This window comes from Ruegeria sp. CDSA033 (genome assembly GCF_059612305.1).
Map to the genome: position 1 here is coordinate 248,382 of NZ_JBXWQI010000004.1, position 18,764 is coordinate 267,145.

An 18,764-nucleotide genomic window follows, 5' to 3' on the forward strand; every position below is an offset into this window, starting at 1 on the left:
GCTCTGGCGAGAAGATCGTCAAAGACACCCTTGGCGCCTTGTTTTATTGGTCGGAGTGAGAGGATTCGAACCTCCGACCCCTGCCTCCCGAAGGCGAGTTCCCAGGGTGAAAGTAAACAAAATAAGGGCTTTGAATGCCAACCATTGCACTTCAGTGGCGGATAGCGCTGCGATAACGTTGCGGTTTCATTGCGAGCAGACCCGGCCCACTTATGCACGGTGAAGAGTTCTGCCATGGGTCAGGCCATTCACTTTCTCCAGGATAGCGTCTGCGTCAATGCAGTGGTGGCGATATAAATCGCCGATCGTTCCGGTCTGGCCAAAATGCTCGACGCCCATTGGGATAGTCTGATGTCCCAGCACTGCCCCAAGCCAGGATAGAGTTGCAGGATGACCATCGATAACGGTGACAAGCTTGCAGTGTGGCGGAAGGTCGGACATCAGGGTTTCGATGTGGGAGCGTGCCGCTCGATTGCCACGAGAACGCGCTCGTTGAGCGGCGGTCCATCCAGCATTCAGGCGATCTGCGGATGTCACGGCCAATACACCTATGTCGCGACGGCCTTCACCAATCATACCGGCGGCCTTGATTGCCTCCGGCGCGACGGCTCCTTGATAGGCGACTACAACTTCGCAATTGGGCCCGGGTTTTCGTAACCAATAGGCCCCATCAATGGCACCTTGGCGGAACTCCTGGTCGACACGTTTGCCGGGCTGTTCAATCGGGTTGGTGGTCAGGCGCAGGTAGACAGACCCTCCGGTTTCATCGCGCAGCCATGTGCGCTCGTCGGGCTGCCCTTCGCCATCGCGCTGCAGGTAGTCGAAGGCCCATTCCATAATCACCGCTAGCTCGTCGGCAAAGGCGGGCTCAAAAGCGGCCAACCCATCTTGGCTCATACCGATGAGTGGTGTTCCAACGGACTGATGTGCTCCACCTTCAGGTGCGAGTGTGACGCCGGAAGGTGTGCCAACCAGCATGAAACGCGCGTCCTGATAGCAAGCGTAATTTAACGCATCTAGGCCGCGGCTCACGAATGGATCATAAACGGTGCCAACAGGGATCAGCCTCTTACCGAACAGGGAATGCGACAGACCCGCCGCTCCCAGAAGCAACATGAGGTTCATTTCGGCGATACCAAGCTCGATATGCTGCCCGTCCGGCGTGAATTCCCATTTCGCCGTCGAAGGGATCCGGTGTTCTATGAAGGCGTCGGCTTGCTCGGATCGGGCGAACAGTTTGCGGCGGTTCACCCAAGGACCAAGGCTTGTTGTGCCTGTCACATCTGGGGAGGTCGTCACTATGCGCTCCGCCAATGGGCTGTCGCCTTTTGAAAGATCGTCAAGGATCTTGCCAAACGCCAGCTGGGTCGAGATTTCGCGACTGGTGTCGATTTCGATTGGCGGCACATCCAATTTGTCATCAAAATAGCGGCGCGGACCTTTGGCAAAGAACGGGGTGCTGGCCAGAAAATCTTTGAATGCGTCTGGATTTTGCACCGTCGCGAGCGGCTCCCATTCTTCGCCCTTCGGCACACCCATATGCGACTGCCATGCGACGAATTGGCTGTTGTTCATCAGCCCGCCGTGATTGTCCTTGTGGCCTGCAATAGGGGTGCCCCATCCTTTGACGGTGTAGGCCAGGAAGCATGTCGGGCGATCATGATCGATGGCGGCAAATGTCTGAGCCATGGTCTCGACGCAGTTGCCGCCGAGGTTCTCCATAAGGGCTGCAAGCTCTGCATCCGTCCGCCTTTCAATCAAGGCAGTCACATCCCCCTGATCCCCCAGATCGTCCATGAGACGCTGTCGCCAATTCGCACCACCCATGAATGTCAACGCCGAGTAGTCCTGGTTGGGGCAAGCGTCGATCCAATCACGCAGGCGGTTGCCGCCGGGCTCTTCAAAGGCCGCGCGTTGAAGAACTCCGTATTTTACGCGCACGACATCCCAACTGAATGCATCGAAGATTTTCTCGATCCGTTCGAACAGTCCTTCTCGGACGATACCGTCCAGCGACTGTCGGTTGTAATCGATGATCCACCACGTGTTTCGTAGGTCGTTTTTCCAGCCTTCCTGCAACGCCTCATAGACGTTGCCTTCGTCCAGTTCGGCATCGCCAACAAGTGCCACCATACGCCCCATCGGGGCGTCTGAACCCCAGCTTTTGGCCTTGATGTAGTCCTGAATGATCGAGGCAAACGAGGTGATCGCGACACCTAAACCTACAGACCCGGTCGAGAAATCAACATCGTCAATGTCCTTGGTCCGGCTGGGATAACTTTGCACACCGCCAAATCCGCGGAAATTCACCATCTTCTCGCGGGTCTGATTACCCATGAGATACTGCATCGCATGAAACACCGGCGACGCATGCGGTTTTACTGCAACCCGGTCCTCAGGGCGTAAGGCTGAGAAGTAGAGCGCGGTCATGATCGATACCATCGACGCAGACGAAGCCTGATGGCCACCAATCTTGATCCCATCCACCTTTGGTTGGACATGGTTGGCATGGTGGATCATCCAATGAGACAACCACAGCAGGCGCTGTTCGACGATCTTTAGTTGGGTGGGATCAATGTGCATGGTGGTCTCCGGGTTTAGGCGGCGCTGCGAGCAGGGTAGGGCAAAGCCTGCTCTAGGTCTGCAAGGATATCTTCGACATCCTCTAGCCCGACAGACAGACGGATCAGGCCATCGCTTATCCCATGCTCGGCACGCTCTTCTGGGGTATACGTCGAATGAGTCATGGACGCTGGGTGTTGGATCAGTGTTTCCGCGTCGCCCAATGACACCGCACGCTGGATCATATTCAAGCGGTTCATGAATTCAATTCCTCCGGACAGACCGGATTTGATCTCGAACGCTATCATAGCGCCCGGTTGGGACATCTGTCGCTGCGCTACATCGTGCTGTGCGAAGCTCTCAAGACCGGGGAAATAAACCTCACCGACGGCAGGATGCGCTTCAAGGAAGTCCGCGACGACCTTGGCAGAATCACAATGACGATCCAGACGCAGGTTCAGTGTTTTCAGACCACGCAGGATCAGCATCGCGTTGAAAGGCGCCATTACCGCGCCGGTCATGTCCTTCATCCCAACAAGGCGGATCTCAGCAATCTGTTCGGCGGACCCGACAACCAGACCGGCAACCACATCGCCATGCCCACCGAGGTATTTGGTGGCGGAGTGCAGAACGATATCTGCCCCGTGCTCGATCGGGCGGGTCAAATACGGGCTAGCGTAGGTATTATCGACGACGACCGTTGCACCGACCGAATGCGCAATTTCGGCGCTCGCGGAGATGTCCACCAATCGCATATTCGGATTGGCAGGAGTTTCGAAATAGACAACGCGGGTTTTGTCAGAAACGGTAGCTTTCAGATTCTCAGGGTCTGTCATGTCGACGTGTGTGATCGTGACTCCCCATTTTGCCAAACCGTGACGCATGAAGGCGAAGGTGCAGCCATAGAGCGTTTTGTCCACGATGACTTCGTCACCTGGCGACAGCAGGGTCCAAAGCGCTGCCGTAATCGCCCCCATGCCGCTTGAGAGAGCTAGCCCGGCCTCGGCTCCTTCAAGCACGGCAATACGTTGTTCAAGAAGGTCGCATGTGGGGTTTGAAATACGGCTGTAGATATGACCTTCACGCTCTCCAGCGAACATCTCTCCGCCAGCCTCTGCGGTTTCAAAGGTAAACGTGGACGTCAAATGTAGCGGTGGTGTCAGAGCACCGTCATTTTCCAGAGGGTTATATGCGTGGTGAATAGCGCGCGTGGCAAATCCGGTTGAACGAGTCATTGCAAGCTCCTGATTCATGTTGAAGCCAGTTTGCGCCTTTACTTTGGGCCAATGTTTGCAAATTATACCAACTAGAGCATACATATTGGCAGATTCTGCTAAGGATGAGGGCGAAGTGGACGCTAAGGACAGGCAAATCATTCGAGCGCTGCAACGTGACGGGCGCATGACGAACCAGGATCTTGCCGATGAGGTGAACTTGTCTCCCTCACCGTGTTTGCGCCGGGTCAAAAACCTAGAAGCCAATGGAGTGATAAAGGGATACAGCGCCGACGTTGACGCTGCCGCGTATGGGATGGCCATTACCGTCTTCGTGCGTATCAGGTTGGAGCGACACAACGAAACGGACGTTCAGAACTTCGAGAAACGCGTTCGGATGATCGATGAAGTTCTTGAATGCCACGTGCTGACCGGGGCAATGGACTACCAATTGCGGGTTTTGGTATCGGATCTGGAAGCCTACGAGGAATTTATTCGTCACCGAATTCATCCTATCGGTGGGATAGCCTCGATCGATACCAGCTTTGTCTATGGAACGGTAAAAAAGACCGCAATTTTTCCGCCCGGATAGATGGACCCAGTTAGAATGAGTTGTTGCCAATCAGCTAAACATTTTAGTTGATTAATTTTTTCCCTCCGCAATTTCCCATTCTCATCGTCGCTATATCAAAGACATGCAGCGCGTGCTGCATCACTTCTGAGAGGATAGCGATGACAAATAGACCGTATGGAGACACCCGGATGGCGACGTATGTCGAACGGAGGGTGCTCGAACTGAAACCTACCAAGAGCCAAGCCGAGATCGCGGCGCAGGTGGGATACGTCAATCCGAACATGATCACGATGATCAAGCAGGGTAGTTCCAAGGTGGCATTGGATCGCGTCCCGGCTTTGGCGAAAGCTTTGGAATGCGACGCCGCCTACCTTATGCGCCTCGCAATTGAGCAGTCGATCGGCCTGACCGCAGCCGAGGCAGTTGTCGAGGTGTTCGGAGAACCCGTCACGTCGAATGAACTTGGCTGGCTGAAAGCAATTCGCAAGGCCTCTAACAACACGGATCCTCGGCTGACCAGTCGGTCAGCGACGGCGATCAAGACTATCTTCGGGAGGTAGGAGCCATGTGTGACCAGAAAGACGTCCTGACATTGAATGAGCGCGCCTGGTTGCGGTTCCTCCGTGACGTGAGCAACGGAAGTGATCCTGAGCCGACCCTACGGCGAGTGCAGCTGTTGCGGCGCTTATGCGAGCCTCGGAGAGCTTGATGAAAATGCGTAGCATTACTGTGGTGGGGATGGGTGAAGTGCTGGGCTTCGTCGGATCCCTCTGGAAACAAAAAAAATTGTAAGTGATGTCCTAGTTGACGGACACGAAAACGAGCTCTGGCAAAACCACCTCCCATGCATCGCGGCGGAGAGTGTGCTGGAAGGCTTCACCTGAGTCTTCCTTCCGCCATGTAAGGATAGCGGCGACTTCACCCCGATCAAACCTGGTATTTGGCGGTGGTGCGAAGGATTTGGACATCCGGCTCAGCACTTGCCCTTTTTCATTGTGTAGCAACCAGCGGTCGCCGTCCTTTACCAATAACACTGCATCACCGACGCGTGCCGCATTAACTGCACTCAGAGAAGAATGGCCTGGATGCAGGCGTCCAGCATAGGAAAGATCAACCATCCGCGCCTCAGCCGCCTGAAAAAAGCGACGGGGACCAGGCAACGCGTTCATGTCAGGCTTCACGCTACGGGTGAGAACTGAAGGTGCTCCTGTTGGTAGGTATTCATGGTTGTCGTTGCTCATTACTACAAGGCTGCGGCGGGCACGTGTCATAGCGACATAGAACAGTCGACGGGGTGCGTCCTGATCTTCGGATCGCGAGGGCCGCTCCCACCCGCCATCGAGTATAACTACATCGTCAAATTCCAGGCCTTTTGCGCGGTGGGCCGTCAGCAGCTTTAACCCTCTTTGTTCATCCCAGCTATCACGGGACCATTCCGCGAACCATTCGACTATGTCTGGGACGGGCAGGCTGCGCGACCCAACCTCGCGTGCCAGTAGGCCCAGTCCTTCACCAATACGATCGGTCCAGCGCGAATGCGAAAGTGTGTTCAGCACTTCGGTCAACTGATTGATCGAGTAAAGCTTTGAGGGTGTCTCGCGTAGGGCTTTGACAAACGTCTGCATCTCGCGCATCCGCCATAGGCTAGGTATGTTTTCGTTAGCCATTTCAACCGGTATTCCGAGGTTTTCGGCAAAATCGCGCACCGGTATCAGCTTTCGCCAATCGCGCGAGATAATCGCGGCGCGTGACCATGTCCAATCGGGGTCGAGACGAGAGAGGCGGATCAACTCGTCTAGTGCGGCCATAGCTTGCTCTTCATTACCAGCGGGGCACTCAAGGATCTGCACACGGCCCTGTGCTACTGGATCCAATTTGGCCAGAGATCCACCGGCGTCAGCCTTCGTCCGGGCCTGATCTACGGCAATATCATGGCCAAGTTTCATACGCGCAGCTGCCCCAGCGATCACGGCATTGGCGGTGGCGACGATATGACCGGTAGAGCGGTAGTTCTCGGTTAAGAAAACCGGTTTTGCTGCGTAGTCCTGTTCAAACTGGCGGATGTAGCGGATCGATGCACCGGAGAAGGCATAAATGTTCTGGTCGTCATCACCCACGGCAAAGAGACTGAGTCGCAGATCGGGATCATCCAGAGTTCTCCCTGCCACAGCAGCGATCAGCGCGTATTCATCTGGACCGATATCCTGATATTCATCCACTAAAATCCAGCGATACCCCTGTATCAGTGTTTCACGCAGCGCTTCGGCCTCTTGCTTGCTTAGACCGTCACCCCGAAGCAGTGCCGCAGCCTTTTGCAATAGACCTTTGAAATCGGGGATGTCGGCTGTTTGAATGCCCGCGAAACTAGCTCCGACCAGGCGCATAGCCAGTGAATGCACCGTTGAGACGGTTACTAAGGTTGAGTCATCTCCAACTAACCGGCGAACGCGTTCACGTATTTCAGCGGCTGCGTGACGGTTGTAGGCCAGCACGAGGATACCGCGGGGATCCTCGCGTTTGATGCGCAGCAGATAAGCGATGCGATGAACCAGGACTCGTGTTTTGCCCGAGCCTGGTCCTGCCAGCACAAGGACGTTGGTTTGTCCCCGGTTGTCACGCACAATTTTTTGCTGCACCGGATTGCCCAGGTTGTCGACAATTGCCTTATAGGTGGCGCCAGTGGCCTGACGCCGGAATTCGGTCCCGCGCCCCGGCATCCATCGGCGCATGAAGGCGTCTTGCTCCAGCACGAAATAGTCGTCGGACAAGCGCTGCGCTGTCTCAATGTTTTCCAGTCCTTTTTCCGCGTAGGCTGCCATCACATGGGTTTGAATGGTTTGTTCGTCATAGTGTTCCTCGAGTGGTGCGAAATGCTGGACGGTGAAACCACCTCCTTTGGAGCCAAGATGCACCGTTATGGCAGGGCGAAAGATGGACAGTCCGCGTCCCAGCGTAACCACCTGCTGTTCATGCATCCACAAAAGTGATCGATCCATTAAGCGGTTTGGGTCTTTGATACTGGTGCGCAAAAGCGTATCGCCGGTAATCGTGGACAGCATCGCTCCCAGAGTGGTCTCGACCTGAATGTCCTTGCCGTGTGTGCCTTTCGGCACGAGGGTCAGAAGATGCGCCAGCAGGCGTTGTGCGCCCTGATGGCGCAACTCGGCGGTTTGAGCGACAAAGCGCCAAGACTGTTGAAGTCGCACAAGGATGCTACCGCGCACTGATTTACGCAGAGAAAGGTTGCCACGCCCTCCCTCCGTATCACGTCCATCCTGTGCCATACCGCGCAGAAGGGTCTCCACCAGATACGGACGCACCTCGCCATGGCCGCGCTGTTGCAACTCCTGACAGGCAATGGAAAGGTTGAACGGAATCGGTTCAGCCTGATCGGCATCTGGGGCCATTTCGCGCATCACGGCGATTAGGTCTTCTTCTAGTCGCGCTGCCCGATCCAGCCGGGCTTGCGATGCGTCGGTCACGCCATAGTGCACAAAAATGGTTATATTGGTGTCGTCGCTGGCAATTCCAATCGCCTCCAGATCGGTCAGCGCCTTGCGCAATTCAGCGGAGGAGAGCCCGCTAGTTCCTGCTAATTCGTCGGTGGAAACACCTTCTCCCACTGGTGTGTTTACGATATGGCGCACTATCGCCAGCAGTTGCTTGCGCCGAGCGCCCGTGATGTCTGCCTTATCCAACAAGGTGGCGGCGGTATCCACATCGCGCACGAGTAGGGAGGCGGGGAAGACCTGCACGCTGTTTTCTTCACGCCGCAACAGACTCGCTTCCTCCAGCCAAGCAACGGCGGTCTTTACGCGCGTGTCTTCAGTGTTGTTGTCACGCTGGAATTCAAAGTCTTTTTCTTCTCTCACGATCTCGCCCGGAGTGGCGACGATCTTACCTTCGTCTCGAGTGCGCATATCCAAGCGACGTAGCGCTTTAAGGATGGCACCTATTTCATGCCGTGCAAGGCGGGAGCGGGCCGAAAGGCTGAATTGGCGTTCAACGTCCTCTATGTTGAACAATAACACGCAGCTAGCGGGGTCGCGGTCGCGTCCCGCGCGTCCTGCCTCTTGTAAGTAGTTCTCCAACGAGCCTGGCACGTCGCCGTGGACTACTAGGCGGATGTCAGGTTTGTCGATGCCCATGCCAAAGGCGTTGGTCGCAGCAATCACGCGCAATTCGCCGGTCCGGAATTGTTCTTGAATCTCGTGCTTTTCTTCGGGAGGTAGGCCAGCGTGGAAACGTTCGGCGCTGACACCCTGTTGTTTCAGGAATTCGGCCACGCGTTCTGTCGCACCTCGGGTCGCGCAATAGACAACGGCTCCGGAGACGCCAGAGGCGGGCAAGCCCTGCTCGATCGCGTTCAGAATATCTGCGAGTTTCGTCGCGCGCTGGGTTTCACGCACCGAAAAAGAAAGGTTCGTGCGCGACGCACCACCGTCCAGCAGGATCAGATCCTGATCCAGTCGTGTTTTGAAATGCTCTCTTATATCGCGCACTACCTCGGGTTTGGCAGTGGCGGTAAGGCAAAGTATCGGAGCGGGGGCATCGCCGGAGTTTTCTTTGATGAAGCGGCTGACGTAGCGGTAGTCGGGCCTAAAATCATGGCCCCATTTTGAGATGCAATGTGCTTCGTCTAGCACCCAAAGGCCAATTTCGCGTTGTGCCAGAGCGCTGCGAACTGACTTGTTGCGAAGCTGTTCGGGTGAAATCATCAAGATCGCAGCATCACCCATGCGCACTTTGTCCAGAGCGTCGTGACGTTCAGGCAGCGACAGAAGGCCGTTGATCGTGACGGCGGAAGATATACCGGCTCTCGCCAGGCCCTGCACCTGATCGGCCATGAGTGCGACTAGCGGTGAGATAACGACGGTTAGCGCACCGGTCTTGTCGAACCGTGAAAGGGCTGGAATCTGATAGCAGACTGACTTGCCAGTTCCGGTTGGAAGGATGCCCAGAACGCTTTTGCCTGCCATCGCCTCAGCTACAATGCGTTCCTGCAAGGGTTGACCGAATTCGTCCACGGGTTCGGGTCGGAAGGACGGAAAGCCGAACCAGCGATCTAGCGCCCTTTTAGGATCGTTGTGTTCGACACACCATTGGCAAGAGTCATCGTTACAAGCAGCCTCTCGCAAGTGACGCACAATCAGAGAAGCTTCGCGAAATTGCATGCGAACCCAGGGAGGCATGACGCTGTCGCCGCCAGCAACAGAAATCCACGACAAGGCATAGGCCAAAGGCCAGGCAAGGTTCGGGTTTTCCATCCGGCTAAGAGTCTGTTCGAGCCGATGCAAGCAGACTTGTCCAGCCAAAAGGTGGCGAACGGCGTCAAAAGCTTCTTGTTTATTGGGTCTGCTAGTGCATCGCACAGCAGTAAAAAGAGCGTCAAACCCTCCGCTGCGTGGGGGGCGTGTGGCAAGGAAATGATAGGCTGTCAGCGCATCTGGGGTCGTGGTGTTTAGCTTGGCGAACGCCTCGATCTGGTTTTGCAGAACCTCGAAGACCAGACGTGCATCCTTTTCGGGATCGTTGACATGACCCGTTTGCAACCGTCCGTCTTGATAGTGTTTGACTAAATGGTGATAGGGGTTGCGCGGGAAGGCCAAAGGATTGAGCCAGAGTGTGTCGATTGGTGCCTCTGCCAAGGCGGCAAAGCGGGGCGCAGCAGCGGCCAGGTGGGGCAGGTCGTGGTGCAAGATGTTGTGGCCGATGACACTGTCGAAACCTTTACAATATGTGTCGAGTTGCGACAGTGCTGAGGCGGAGCTGCTTTTTTCGACGAGGGCTGGTCGGGAGTCATCGTTCGTTGTGGCAGCCAATGCGAATATCCGAGCGGATTTAGGATCCACTTCCAGGTCAATCGATACACAGCGCTCAAGAAAGCGCGAAATGTCCACCTGACCGTTCGTTATCATTGCTCGCCAAATTTTCTCTTTTAGTGTCTCCTTGATAGCTACCGGATTACAGACAAAAGAGAAGGTGCGTTTCAAATTGCTCTTCGCAATGTGGATTCCTCGCACTCCTCAATGGTTGCATAAGGTTGACAAAGGTTTACATCCACCCTCCCGGGATCAACGGAATGTAAACCTTTCACCTCTCAAAACACCCCAAAATCAGGCCAAAGGTTTACACTAAGTTTACCTTAAGTTGACAGATTTCACCCGAAAACCAGTTTTTCAGAGCAAAATGTAAACCTTTGAACCAGACAAACCCATAAAAACAACGGTTCTCGGAAAACACACATCCGAACCAAGGCCAGAAAAGCGCACAGAGCGACGAAACACAGGCCAGACGACACCTGACACACGTAAGAGAACGGATGCAACTCAGGCCAGCGTAGAGAGCGCCTGAGCATAAACCTCATAGAGAGCAAACACACCCGATCAGGCCAGCAAAGCTATTGAGCTACTCCGGAGATCGAATACCGACGATTGCTCATAGACAGGAAATAGATGCACCTAGAGAGAACACACCTAAGAGAGCGTATGTGCCTAGAGAGAAGAGGTGTGAGAGAAAGCCCCTATAGAGAGCACGCACAGGTAAGGTGATAGATCGATCGCAAGGGAAACGTAGGAGGGAGTATCCAGGGGCGGAGCCCAATTTGCGCTTGTGTTTACCAGACCTTTTGTATGCTCCGTTGCTTCTAAGTGCTCATTGGGAAGCTTGTAACTTGCGGTGAAGCGTATTGAAGGCTGCACTTTGATTGTATGTGCTGTTATTCCGTTGGAAGTTCGCATTGCGACTTCAAGAGAGTAGCTTCATTGAACCCTTGAGGCGTCGTTCCGCATCTTTTGCAATCGCCATAAGTCTTTCCTGTCGAGTTGGCTCACTAACAGCGTCGCTAACCGGTATAAGCCTGCTCTCGACAGGGCGATCCGACTTTTCATTGTTCGACCGGCTTGGAACGTTTTTCGGTTTATGCGGATTCTTAGATTTTGCCATTGCCCCTAACTCCTACCCTGATCGAAAATAGAGTGATGATTGTTTTCTGGCAACCGCCCGGAAATCAACACCAGCAACCCAGGCGTGTCGCCCCTTCGCACCAGTGGCGCGGTCGTATAACTTGCAGTTCGTTACGCCCAACTGGGCGGCTCGAAAAACTGATCGGGGGCCTGAAGTTGGACAAACTGTCAGTCATGCAAGCTTTTCGCCGTATCGTTGAACGCGGCAGCTTTGCTCGTGCGGCGGAAGACCTTGGTGTTTCTCCTGCGCTTCTCAGTAGAGAAATCAAGCTTCTGGAGGAAAGTCTGGGAACCGTTCTTCTCACCAGAACGACCCGATCTATGTCACTGACTGACACCGGCAGTCTCTACTACCAAGATGCGATTGGAATTCTCGACGCGGTCGAAAAAACGGAGCAGACCATCAGAGATGGTTCCAAAGCGGTGCGTGGGCACCTTCGGGTGAATGCGTCAAGTTCCTTCGGCCAAACCGTTATTGCACCGATGCTTCCAGAGTTCTTAGAAACCTATCCAGATCTGCGATTTACCCTTTCGATGGACGATAAGGTGATCGATATGGTCGAGGGCGGGTTCGATCTGTCGATACGAATCCGAGCCGCGATGCCGGATTCGGCCCTTGTTGCGCGACGGATCGGCGTGATGCGACAGCGGATTTTTGCGTCTCCTGACTATTTGGAGCGATGCGGGACGCCGACCCAGCCGGCGGATCTGAAAAACCACGCTATCATCGGCTTTTTGCTTGCTGATCATTTGACGAGCTGGAAGCTTTCGGCCACCAACGGTGTCACAGCACTAGAGCTTGATCCGCGCGTGCGTGTCGGCAACAGCCTCGTTTTGCGGGATCTGCTGATAGCGGGGCAAGGTATCGGAACTCTGCCCGAGTTCGTCTCTGATGCTCCTGAAGCCAGCGGAACCTTAGTGAGAGTTCTTCCTGACCACGAATTGCCCGCGCCGGAAGTATTCGCCGTTACAGCATCTCGCTTGGGAATGGACGCAAAGGTTACAGCCTTTCTTGATCATCTGCGTCTGGCTCTCAGGTCCTGACATTATTCAATACAGGTAAAGAGTGATGTCAAAGAGCGTGACTTAATTGGCGGCGCCACAAATTCCATTCTCTCAGGGAACAAGTCACAGCCCTGAGAGGTATCCTATGTCACGTATTCTCGTTCTCTATTATTCAAGCTATGGCCACGTCCGCACATTGGCCGATGCCGAAGCTGAAGGCGCCAGAAGTGTTCCCGGCAACAAAGTTGACGTTCGGCGTGTGCCCGAAACTGTCCCTGAGGAAGTCCGCCAACAGGCTGGCTATGTAGTGGATGATACGCCAATCGCCTTGCCGGCAGATCTGGAAAACTATGATGCAATAATTTTAGGAACACCGACCCGATTTGGCATGATGGCTGGCCAAATGAAGTCCTTCCTTGACCAGACCGGAGGGCTTTGGGCCAGGAATGCTCTGGTTGGAAAAGTCGGGGCGGTCTTTGCATCAACAGGTTCGCAACACGGTGGGCACGAGGCGACCCTTCTGACAACGCAAGTCCCGCTTCAACACTTTGGGATGCTGATTGCCGGAATGCCCTACACATTTTCTGGCCAGACTACATCAGAAGAAATCATTGGCGGCGCACCATATGGTGCCGGAACGATCGCCGGTGCTGATGGTTCCCGCACACCTACCGAAACTGACCTAGCGGGAGCGCGGTTCCAGGGCGCTCATGTTGCAAGGATTGCCGCGTGCCTCGCTGGATCAAACCTGCAAGCGGAAGCAGCTTAACCCGCGCTGCTCTGTCGTCTCACTCAAATTCTCAAACGCTTCAGCCGGGAGACATACAATGTCACGCTTAACCGATATTCTTCTCACCTCACTCGCCCCAGCGGTATGGGGAAGCACCTACCTGGTAACTACGGAAGCGCTCCCGGCTGGCTATCCGATTACCCTGGCTGCGTTACGAGCTTTGCCTGCTGGCTTGTTGTTGCTTGCAGTGACGCGCTGCGTTCCACCACGCGAATGGCTCGGTCGAACTTTCGTCTTAGGCAGCCTCAATTTCGCTCTGTTCTGGGTGCTCCTCTTCGTTGCTGCGTATAGGTTACCCGGTGGTGTGGCCGCCACCCTAGGATCGTTGCAAACAATGATCGTGATTTTGATGGCGTGGGGATGGCTGGGAACCCCAATACGACTTGGTGCACTCGGTGCCGCCGCGACTGGCGTAATGGGTGTGTCTCTGCTGCTGAGCGGGCCAGAAGCACAACTTGATTGGATCGGTATAGCAGCGGGTTTGGGAGGAGCCGCGTCAATGGCTGCTGGGACTGTTCTCAGTAGGAAATGGCAACCTCCGGTCTCGGCGCTTAGTTTCACAGCGTGGCAATTAACAGCCGGTGGTTTGATACTGCTGCCAATTGCATTGTTCGTTGAGCCACCTCTCCATGCGCTCAGCGCGACAAATGTCGCCGGCCTTATCTGGCTTGGTTTGATAGGTGCTGCAGCAACCTATGCTCTTTGGTTTCGTGGCATAGCGCGCCTGGACCCCAGTGCAGTTTCGATGCTCGGCATGATGAGTCCTGTTACAGCTGTCGTGCTCGGCTGGGTATACTTGGGACAAACGCTTAGCCTCACCCAGTCCATAGGAGCAGTCATAGTTATTGGCTCTGTTGTGGTCGGCCAAAGCGTGGGTCGAAGAGACAATTCGGGTTTGAAAAAATGGAGACCAGCAACAGCTGGACCTGTCTGATGGGTGCAGAGCTGCAAACAGCGAACCCAATCACGCAAGTGGGCGAGGAATGGCTCAGCGCTTCGCTCAAGCCCGTTCGCCAGATCCCTACAATATCGAAGTCCTAGGTTTCCCTCCGAATAATGAAGGGGATGCATTCTGGCGCCCCCACGTTCGGGTGTTCCAAAACTCCTGTAGCCATGGTGGAATGGTGGTCGAGCAACCAAGCGCTGAGAGCGCTCAGGGCGAGCGTTTCTACTTAAGTGCTGTCGCATATCGAAAACCGCGTTGGACGCTGCCAGTGAGCGCCCGATGCAGTCTGGTATTGTGCGTAGGTTTCAAGCGGTCACAGTGTGGTTCATTTCAAAGTAGCGGCGGACCAACCGGTTATTTTGGAGACCAACCATCGTTCTTGCGCTTCTTGTTTCATAGCAACATCTTATGCGGGATTAGACATGTTCACAATTGAGCGAAACTTACGAAAGATGCTTCGGCATTTTTCGCGCATTATCAGAAACATGTCCGAAGCAAAGTTGGGCAGATCAAGGCAGGGGTAAACCGTGGCAAATTACAACACTCAAGAAGACGCGGATTTCTATTTCGACATTATCCAAAGGGTAGGAGGGGAAAAGATCAACGATCTCGCATTCGGTGTGCTTTGGCGTATGCGGAAAGTGCCGTTTCAAGATCTCACAGGAGACTATTTCCCTTGGCCTTACTCAGGCGAGAAGAAAGAATTTTCCGTTGTGGACGAGCTGATCTGGGTTATGAACGAGGACGCTCATAGGCTTTTTGAAGACAATTACCGACCTGTTATTCGCCCACATTGTAAGAACGTGGTGTCAACTCTGCGCGACGGTGAAGAGGATCTCCTAATTGTTGCCACCTCAGACGGGGGCGACGATGGCCTGACACACTTCGAGCGCCTTGAGCGAGTTGAACTCGAAATTGAAGATGCAGTTTTCAGGATAGCTAAAAACCACGATCCAGCCACTCTAAAAGAGGAGTTTGAAGCCCTAGGATATCAGTCGTGACGTCGAACGTTTAATGCTATTAGAAACCAAAACTAAGAAGAAAAAGGACATATGAGCAATAAACGCATTGGCCCAATGCGCCGCAAGGGCGGCAGTGGTATGATCGGGATGGGCAGAGGAGATCTGTTTCAAACTGGCGGCTCCATATCGCGGAAGATGCCACCTACTGAGGTTGTCCAAGGCACTGGAGGTAGAGTTGGGTTCAAAACCGTCAAAGTTGATCGGGCGGCTGCATCATTTGCATCCAGGCTATGGGGGAATGAAGTCCTAGGGTTTTACGATGAACTCAAGGGGGATGCATTCTGGCGCCGCGGATACTTCGGCTTCGGAAGCTCCTAGGGAGGTTTCGGCCTATTTTCCTGACGAAAAAATTCACTCGTAGTCGACTGAGTTCCTACATTTGCTCGTTGCCAATAAAGAAATCCTGGACGTTCCTTCTTTTCCGTTTGGGAGCATCTATCACCTCGCCTCGGGTGATCCATTCGGGCAAGTCCAGATCAGAATGGGATAGGCCCCAAGCAACCATTAGTCGACCGCAACTTCGCCCATTGGCCAGAGACACATCTAGCTCTTCATCCAAGTCCAAGTCTTGCTTGGCAAATGTGGTATTGAACACGGCATTCTTTATGAGCCTCTGCGCTTCTGAAAACGTTCCTTGGAATTCGGAGCAGTGTCTTCCTCCACCAATGACAAACAGGGGCATCGTTCCTCCCCATGCGGATGCATTGTATCCCGTCTTCTTGTAAGAATCCCGGAGGGGATCGCAAACAAAGCTGCCGATGGCTGTTGCCAGCTTATTGGCCGGAACTCCCTCGCTGACAGCGATCCTTGCGACTTCTGCCCCAAACGGTTTGACCGCGCTCCCGTAAATCTTCACCAGCGAACTACCGTCATCACGCTGGTAAAAACCAAAGCTGACAGCGTCAATGGTGAGACCTCCAAAGTCACAGATCATGAACTGGCCGTTATGTTTTTGGGCAGAATGAAAATACCCCATGACTGCGCCAATGAACTCTGGAACGATCAAGGTCGGGACGCTCACTTTTCGATTTGAAAGGCTGGAATCTTCAAGCTCCCTTTCGACGACGGCTCTACAAATTGGCGCCTCCGAAAGTGCGACCCTAAGAGCGGCACCAACGCAATTCTGAAATCTTTCTAACTGCGGTGAACTACCTCCAGATTCTGTCGGAAATCCAAAGTTCGCGGACAAACCGATGCTTTTTTCGCTGAGACTACGCCCCAGTTTTTCCCACAACCACCCCAACGCATGACGTATCATCAAGGCAAGATATGCGGATACGTCGACCTCTTCGGCAACCAATCCTGAAGTCTCTTTTTTGGTCTTGTTCAGGAATGCCACTTTCAAGTGGTTTCGCCTTTCAGACTCAGTCGATGCACACAAGCTGAAGTGGCCGTTAGGTCTCTCCCAAAGCTGAGTGGTCCAGTAATAAGGGTGATTGTCGGATTGTAGTTCTCCTGGTGCAGGAACTGCGTAAGCACCTAAACCTTCCTCGTAAGGAAACCTTAACACGACCTTGCTGCTGGTCGATCCTAGATCGAAGCCACCCTCATCCTAGACGGCGAAGGCGAACAAGAAGCTTTTTCAGGTGACGTAGGCGTCGTTCCGTTGAAAAAAGTGCACACCGCTCGCTCAGGGGACGAAGGGGCAACCATTTTGGTGTTCCGTGTCCATGAGGAGGGCCAGCCAGGCAGAGTTTTGGTCAGCGACTGATTTTCAAGACAAAGGCGAAATATCCTTTACCGAATGCATGGTTGTCGGAACCGGGGGGGTGCCGTTTGCCTTCACACTTGCAACCCTGCTTTTTTCCACCCGCTGCGCCAGCGATCAGCGCAGGTTGGAATAGAGAATAATGGTAAACGTGTTGTCTCGGTTATCGAAGCCGCATTCGGAGCGATTTCGTTCAATTTGACAGCCGCTGTTTTTGCCGCATCTATGTCATCGAGCTCAGCGAGCGAGGCAATCAGCATCAGGTGGCTCATCAGGAAGGTTGCACGCACAGACAAGGCTTCGCGACAGGCCTGCGCGGCTTCCTCATAACGTCCCAAGTGAAACAAGGCGGCACCCTGTCCCATGAAAGCGGCGTGCCGCAATGGATCACCCGGGCTGAGTTCGACAGACCGGACTGCATGTTCCAGCGCCTTGTCAGGGCGATTCAGCAAATAAAGATTTGCAGCGGCGAGCATGTGGACCGTCGCCGCGTTGGGATTTTCCGACAATGCTTCCTTAAAGGCTGTCCGCGCGCGGGACAGGTCTTGTGCCAGCATAGAGATTGAATGCGCGGCATAAGCCTTTGCAATGCCGTCCGCGCGATCGCTCCGCAGCACCTGCTCTGCGGCCGCGACAGCTGACTTGGGTCCCTGATCTACAGGTTCCAAACCTTGCACAAGACGTTGGATATGAAGCCATGCTAGCAAGCCCGCTGCGGAGGCGTATTCCGGATCTCGATCCAAAGCCAGTTTTGTCAGTCGTATTGCCTCTATGTTGTCTTGGTCAGTCAGCAAGTGGAAATGTGATAAAGCTCGGAGGTAGAGCTCGTATGCCTGTAAGTCCTTGGTGGGTTTTGCACGCGCACGATTTGTTTCAGCGTGCCGCACCGATGGTTCAATAGCTGTAACTACGTCTTCGGTGACTTGATCTTGAAGATCAAAGATGTCGTCGAGCACACCGTCAAAGCGGTCCGCCCACAAATGGCTCCCATTTTCGGTATCTATGAGCTGTCCCGTGATGCGGACGCGCTGCCCGGAACGCCGAACGGAGCCTTCCAGTACATACCGAACCCCTAAGTCGCGGCCCACGTCGCGGATGTCCGTGCTTTTCCCCTTATAAGCAAAAGAAGAGTTTCGTGCGACGACCATCAACCAACGAAACCGAGATAGCTCAGTTATGATGTCTTCCGTTATGCCATCGGCAAAGAACTCCTGCTCCGGATCACCCGACATATTGTCGAATGGGAGCACTGCGATTCCCGGCCTCACATCCGCTTTGATCGCGAGATTGGCTTTCGTACCCTTTGGCCAACACCAGATTCCAACATGCCGCGTGATGTTTTTCAGTTCGGTTTGCTCTCCGCCGTCGAATAATCCCGCATCGTTACGGTCAAGGCTGTTATGTGACATATCTGAAAAGAGCACTTGTCCCGGCTTCGCGAGAGCCTCCAGACGCGCCGCAACATTGATGCCGTCGCCGAAAATGTCATCGCCATCGGTTACCACTTCCCCTGTGTGAACCCCGATGCGCAGTTTGATGTGGTCAGGTTTGTGGGCGGACTGAACTGCAATCGCGCAAGCTGCTGCTTCAGATGGTGATTGAAACTCGACGATCCAGCCGTCGCCCATGCTTTTGATCAGTGAACCATTGGTATCTTCCACGATCGGGAGAAACGTGTCCTCGCGGAAGGTCTTTAATGCAGCGACTGTGCCAGTACGGTCCTGATCCATCAGCGCGGAATACCCCACAATGTCGGCGGCCAATACCGTCGTGAGACGTCTTCCCATTCACCCCTCCTCTTTGCAATGAAGTTAGCTCGGTGGGTTGCTTCTGTCAGCCCATTCGTCAGATTTTGAAAAGCCTTAATGAATAGAAAGCACAGGTACAGGCATACACGCACAACTAAAAAGGTAATGCTCAAATACCTGTCGCGCATTCAGCAAACGGTCACCTTCATATCCGCGGAGTTAGTCACTTG

Annotated in this window: 11 protein-coding genes; 6 read left to right on the forward strand and 5 right to left on the reverse strand. The window is 54.2% G+C overall.

The features are described from left to right. Positions 1 to 210 precede the first annotated feature (210 nt). Both AC2FLA_RS08005 and AC2FLA_RS08010 read right to left on the reverse strand, forming a co-directional pair. Positions 211 to 2,583 (reverse strand): thiamine pyrophosphate-binding protein, encoded by a 2,373-nt coding sequence (locus AC2FLA_RS08005; protein ID WP_496721566.1) that lies wholly within the window; start codon positions 2,581 to 2,583, stop codon positions 211 to 213. Positions 2,584 to 2,597: 14 nt separating this feature from the next. Then, positions 2,598 to 3,797 carry a methionine gamma-lyase gene (locus tag AC2FLA_RS08010; protein ID WP_496721567.1) on the reverse strand — a complete coding sequence of 400 codons (1,200 nt, stop codon included), beginning with the start codon at positions 3,795 to 3,797 and terminating at the stop codon, positions 2,598 to 2,600. A 115-nt stretch (positions 3,798 to 3,912) separates the two neighbouring features. Between AC2FLA_RS08010 and AC2FLA_RS08015 the strand changes: the two genes are divergently transcribed. Both AC2FLA_RS08015 and AC2FLA_RS08020 read left to right on the forward strand, forming a co-directional pair. Further along, the gene (locus AC2FLA_RS08015) at positions 3,913 to 4,368 is read left to right on the forward strand and encodes an Lrp/AsnC family transcriptional regulator (RefSeq protein WP_170423874.1); all 456 of its coding nucleotides are present in this window, start codon (positions 3,913 to 3,915) and stop codon (positions 4,366 to 4,368) included. A gap of 140 nt (positions 4,369 to 4,508) precedes the next feature. Further along, positions 4,509 to 4,910, forward strand: a complete 402-nt coding sequence (locus AC2FLA_RS08020) for a helix-turn-helix domain-containing protein (RefSeq protein WP_171711823.1) — start codon at positions 4,509 to 4,511, stop codon at positions 4,908 to 4,910. Positions 4,911 to 5,150: 240 nt separating this feature from the next. Here AC2FLA_RS08020 and AC2FLA_RS08025 read toward each other — a convergent pair whose 3' ends face one another. Continuing rightward, positions 5,151 to 10,268 carry a RecQ family ATP-dependent DNA helicase gene (locus tag AC2FLA_RS08025; protein WP_496721568.1) on the reverse strand — a complete coding sequence of 1,706 codons (5,118 nt, stop codon included), beginning with the start codon at positions 10,266 to 10,268 and terminating at the stop codon, positions 5,151 to 5,153. Between the two features lie 1,203 nt (positions 10,269 to 11,471). Here AC2FLA_RS08025 and AC2FLA_RS08030 point away from each other — a divergent pair. The 4 genes from AC2FLA_RS08030 to AC2FLA_RS08045 all read left to right on the forward strand — a co-directional run bounded on the left by AC2FLA_RS08030 (position 11,472) and on the right by AC2FLA_RS08045 (position 15,057). Beyond that, complete coding sequence (locus AC2FLA_RS08030; RefSeq protein WP_496668139.1) at positions 11,472 to 12,359, forward strand: LysR family transcriptional regulator; 888 nt, start codon at positions 11,472 to 11,474, stop codon at positions 12,357 to 12,359. A gap of 106 nt (positions 12,360 to 12,465) precedes the next feature. Beyond that, positions 12,466 to 13,089 carry an NAD(P)H:quinone oxidoreductase gene (gene wrbA / locus AC2FLA_RS08035; RefSeq protein ID WP_496668137.1) on the forward strand — a complete coding sequence of 208 codons (624 nt, stop codon included), beginning with the start codon at positions 12,466 to 12,468 and terminating at the stop codon, positions 13,087 to 13,089. A 58-nt stretch (positions 13,090 to 13,147) separates the two neighbouring features. Beyond that, positions 13,148 to 14,044, forward strand: coding sequence for an EamA family transporter (locus AC2FLA_RS08040; RefSeq protein WP_496668135.1), 897 nt, complete (start codon positions 13,148 to 13,150; stop codon positions 14,042 to 14,044). A gap of 539 nt (positions 14,045 to 14,583) precedes the next feature. Further along, on the forward strand, positions 14,584 to 15,057 hold the full coding sequence (locus AC2FLA_RS08045) for a hypothetical protein (RefSeq protein ID WP_496668133.1): 474 nt from the start codon (positions 14,584 to 14,586) through the stop codon (positions 15,055 to 15,057). 394 nt (positions 15,058 to 15,451) lie between these two features. On the opposite strand, the gene AC2FLA_RS08050 is transcribed toward AC2FLA_RS08045, so the two are convergent. Together AC2FLA_RS08050 and AC2FLA_RS08055 are read right to left on the reverse strand one after the other, a co-directional pair. Then, on the reverse strand, positions 15,452 to 16,423 hold the full coding sequence (locus AC2FLA_RS08050) for a hypothetical protein (RefSeq protein ID WP_496668131.1): 972 nt from the start codon (positions 16,421 to 16,423) through the stop codon (positions 15,452 to 15,454). Between the two features lie 437 nt (positions 16,424 to 16,860). Next, positions 16,861 to 18,573 carry an adenylate/guanylate cyclase domain-containing protein gene (locus AC2FLA_RS08055; protein ID WP_083445195.1) on the reverse strand — a complete coding sequence of 571 codons (1,713 nt, stop codon included), beginning with the start codon at positions 18,571 to 18,573 and terminating at the stop codon, positions 16,861 to 16,863. Between the last annotated feature and the right edge of the window lie 191 nt (positions 18,574 to 18,764).

Excerpts from the sequence above, each read along its gene's own strand:
- AC2FLA_RS08005 (WP_496721566.1), bottom strand. The coding sequence starts at position 2,583 with ATGCACATTGATCCCACCCAACTAAAGATCGTCGAACAGCGCCTGCTG.
- AC2FLA_RS08010 (WP_496721567.1), bottom strand. The coding sequence starts at position 3,797 with ATGACTCGTTCAACCGGATTTGCCACGCGCGCTATTCACCACGCATAT.
- AC2FLA_RS08020 (WP_171711823.1), top strand. The coding sequence starts at position 4,509 with ATGACAAATAGACCGTATGGAGACACCCGGATGGCGACGTATGTCGAA.
- AC2FLA_RS08025 (WP_496721568.1), bottom strand. The coding sequence starts at position 10,268 with ATGATAACGAACGGTCAGGTGGACATTTCGCGCTTTCTTGAGCGCTGT.
- wrbA (WP_496668137.1), top strand. The coding sequence starts at position 12,466 with ATGTCACGTATTCTCGTTCTCTATTATTCAAGCTATGGCCACGTCCGC.
- AC2FLA_RS08040 (WP_496668135.1), top strand. The coding sequence starts at position 13,148 with ATGTCACGCTTAACCGATATTCTTCTCACCTCACTCGCCCCAGCGGTA.
- AC2FLA_RS08055 (WP_083445195.1), bottom strand. The coding sequence starts at position 18,573 with ATGGGAAGACGTCTCACGACGGTATTGGCCGCCGACATTGTGGGGTAT.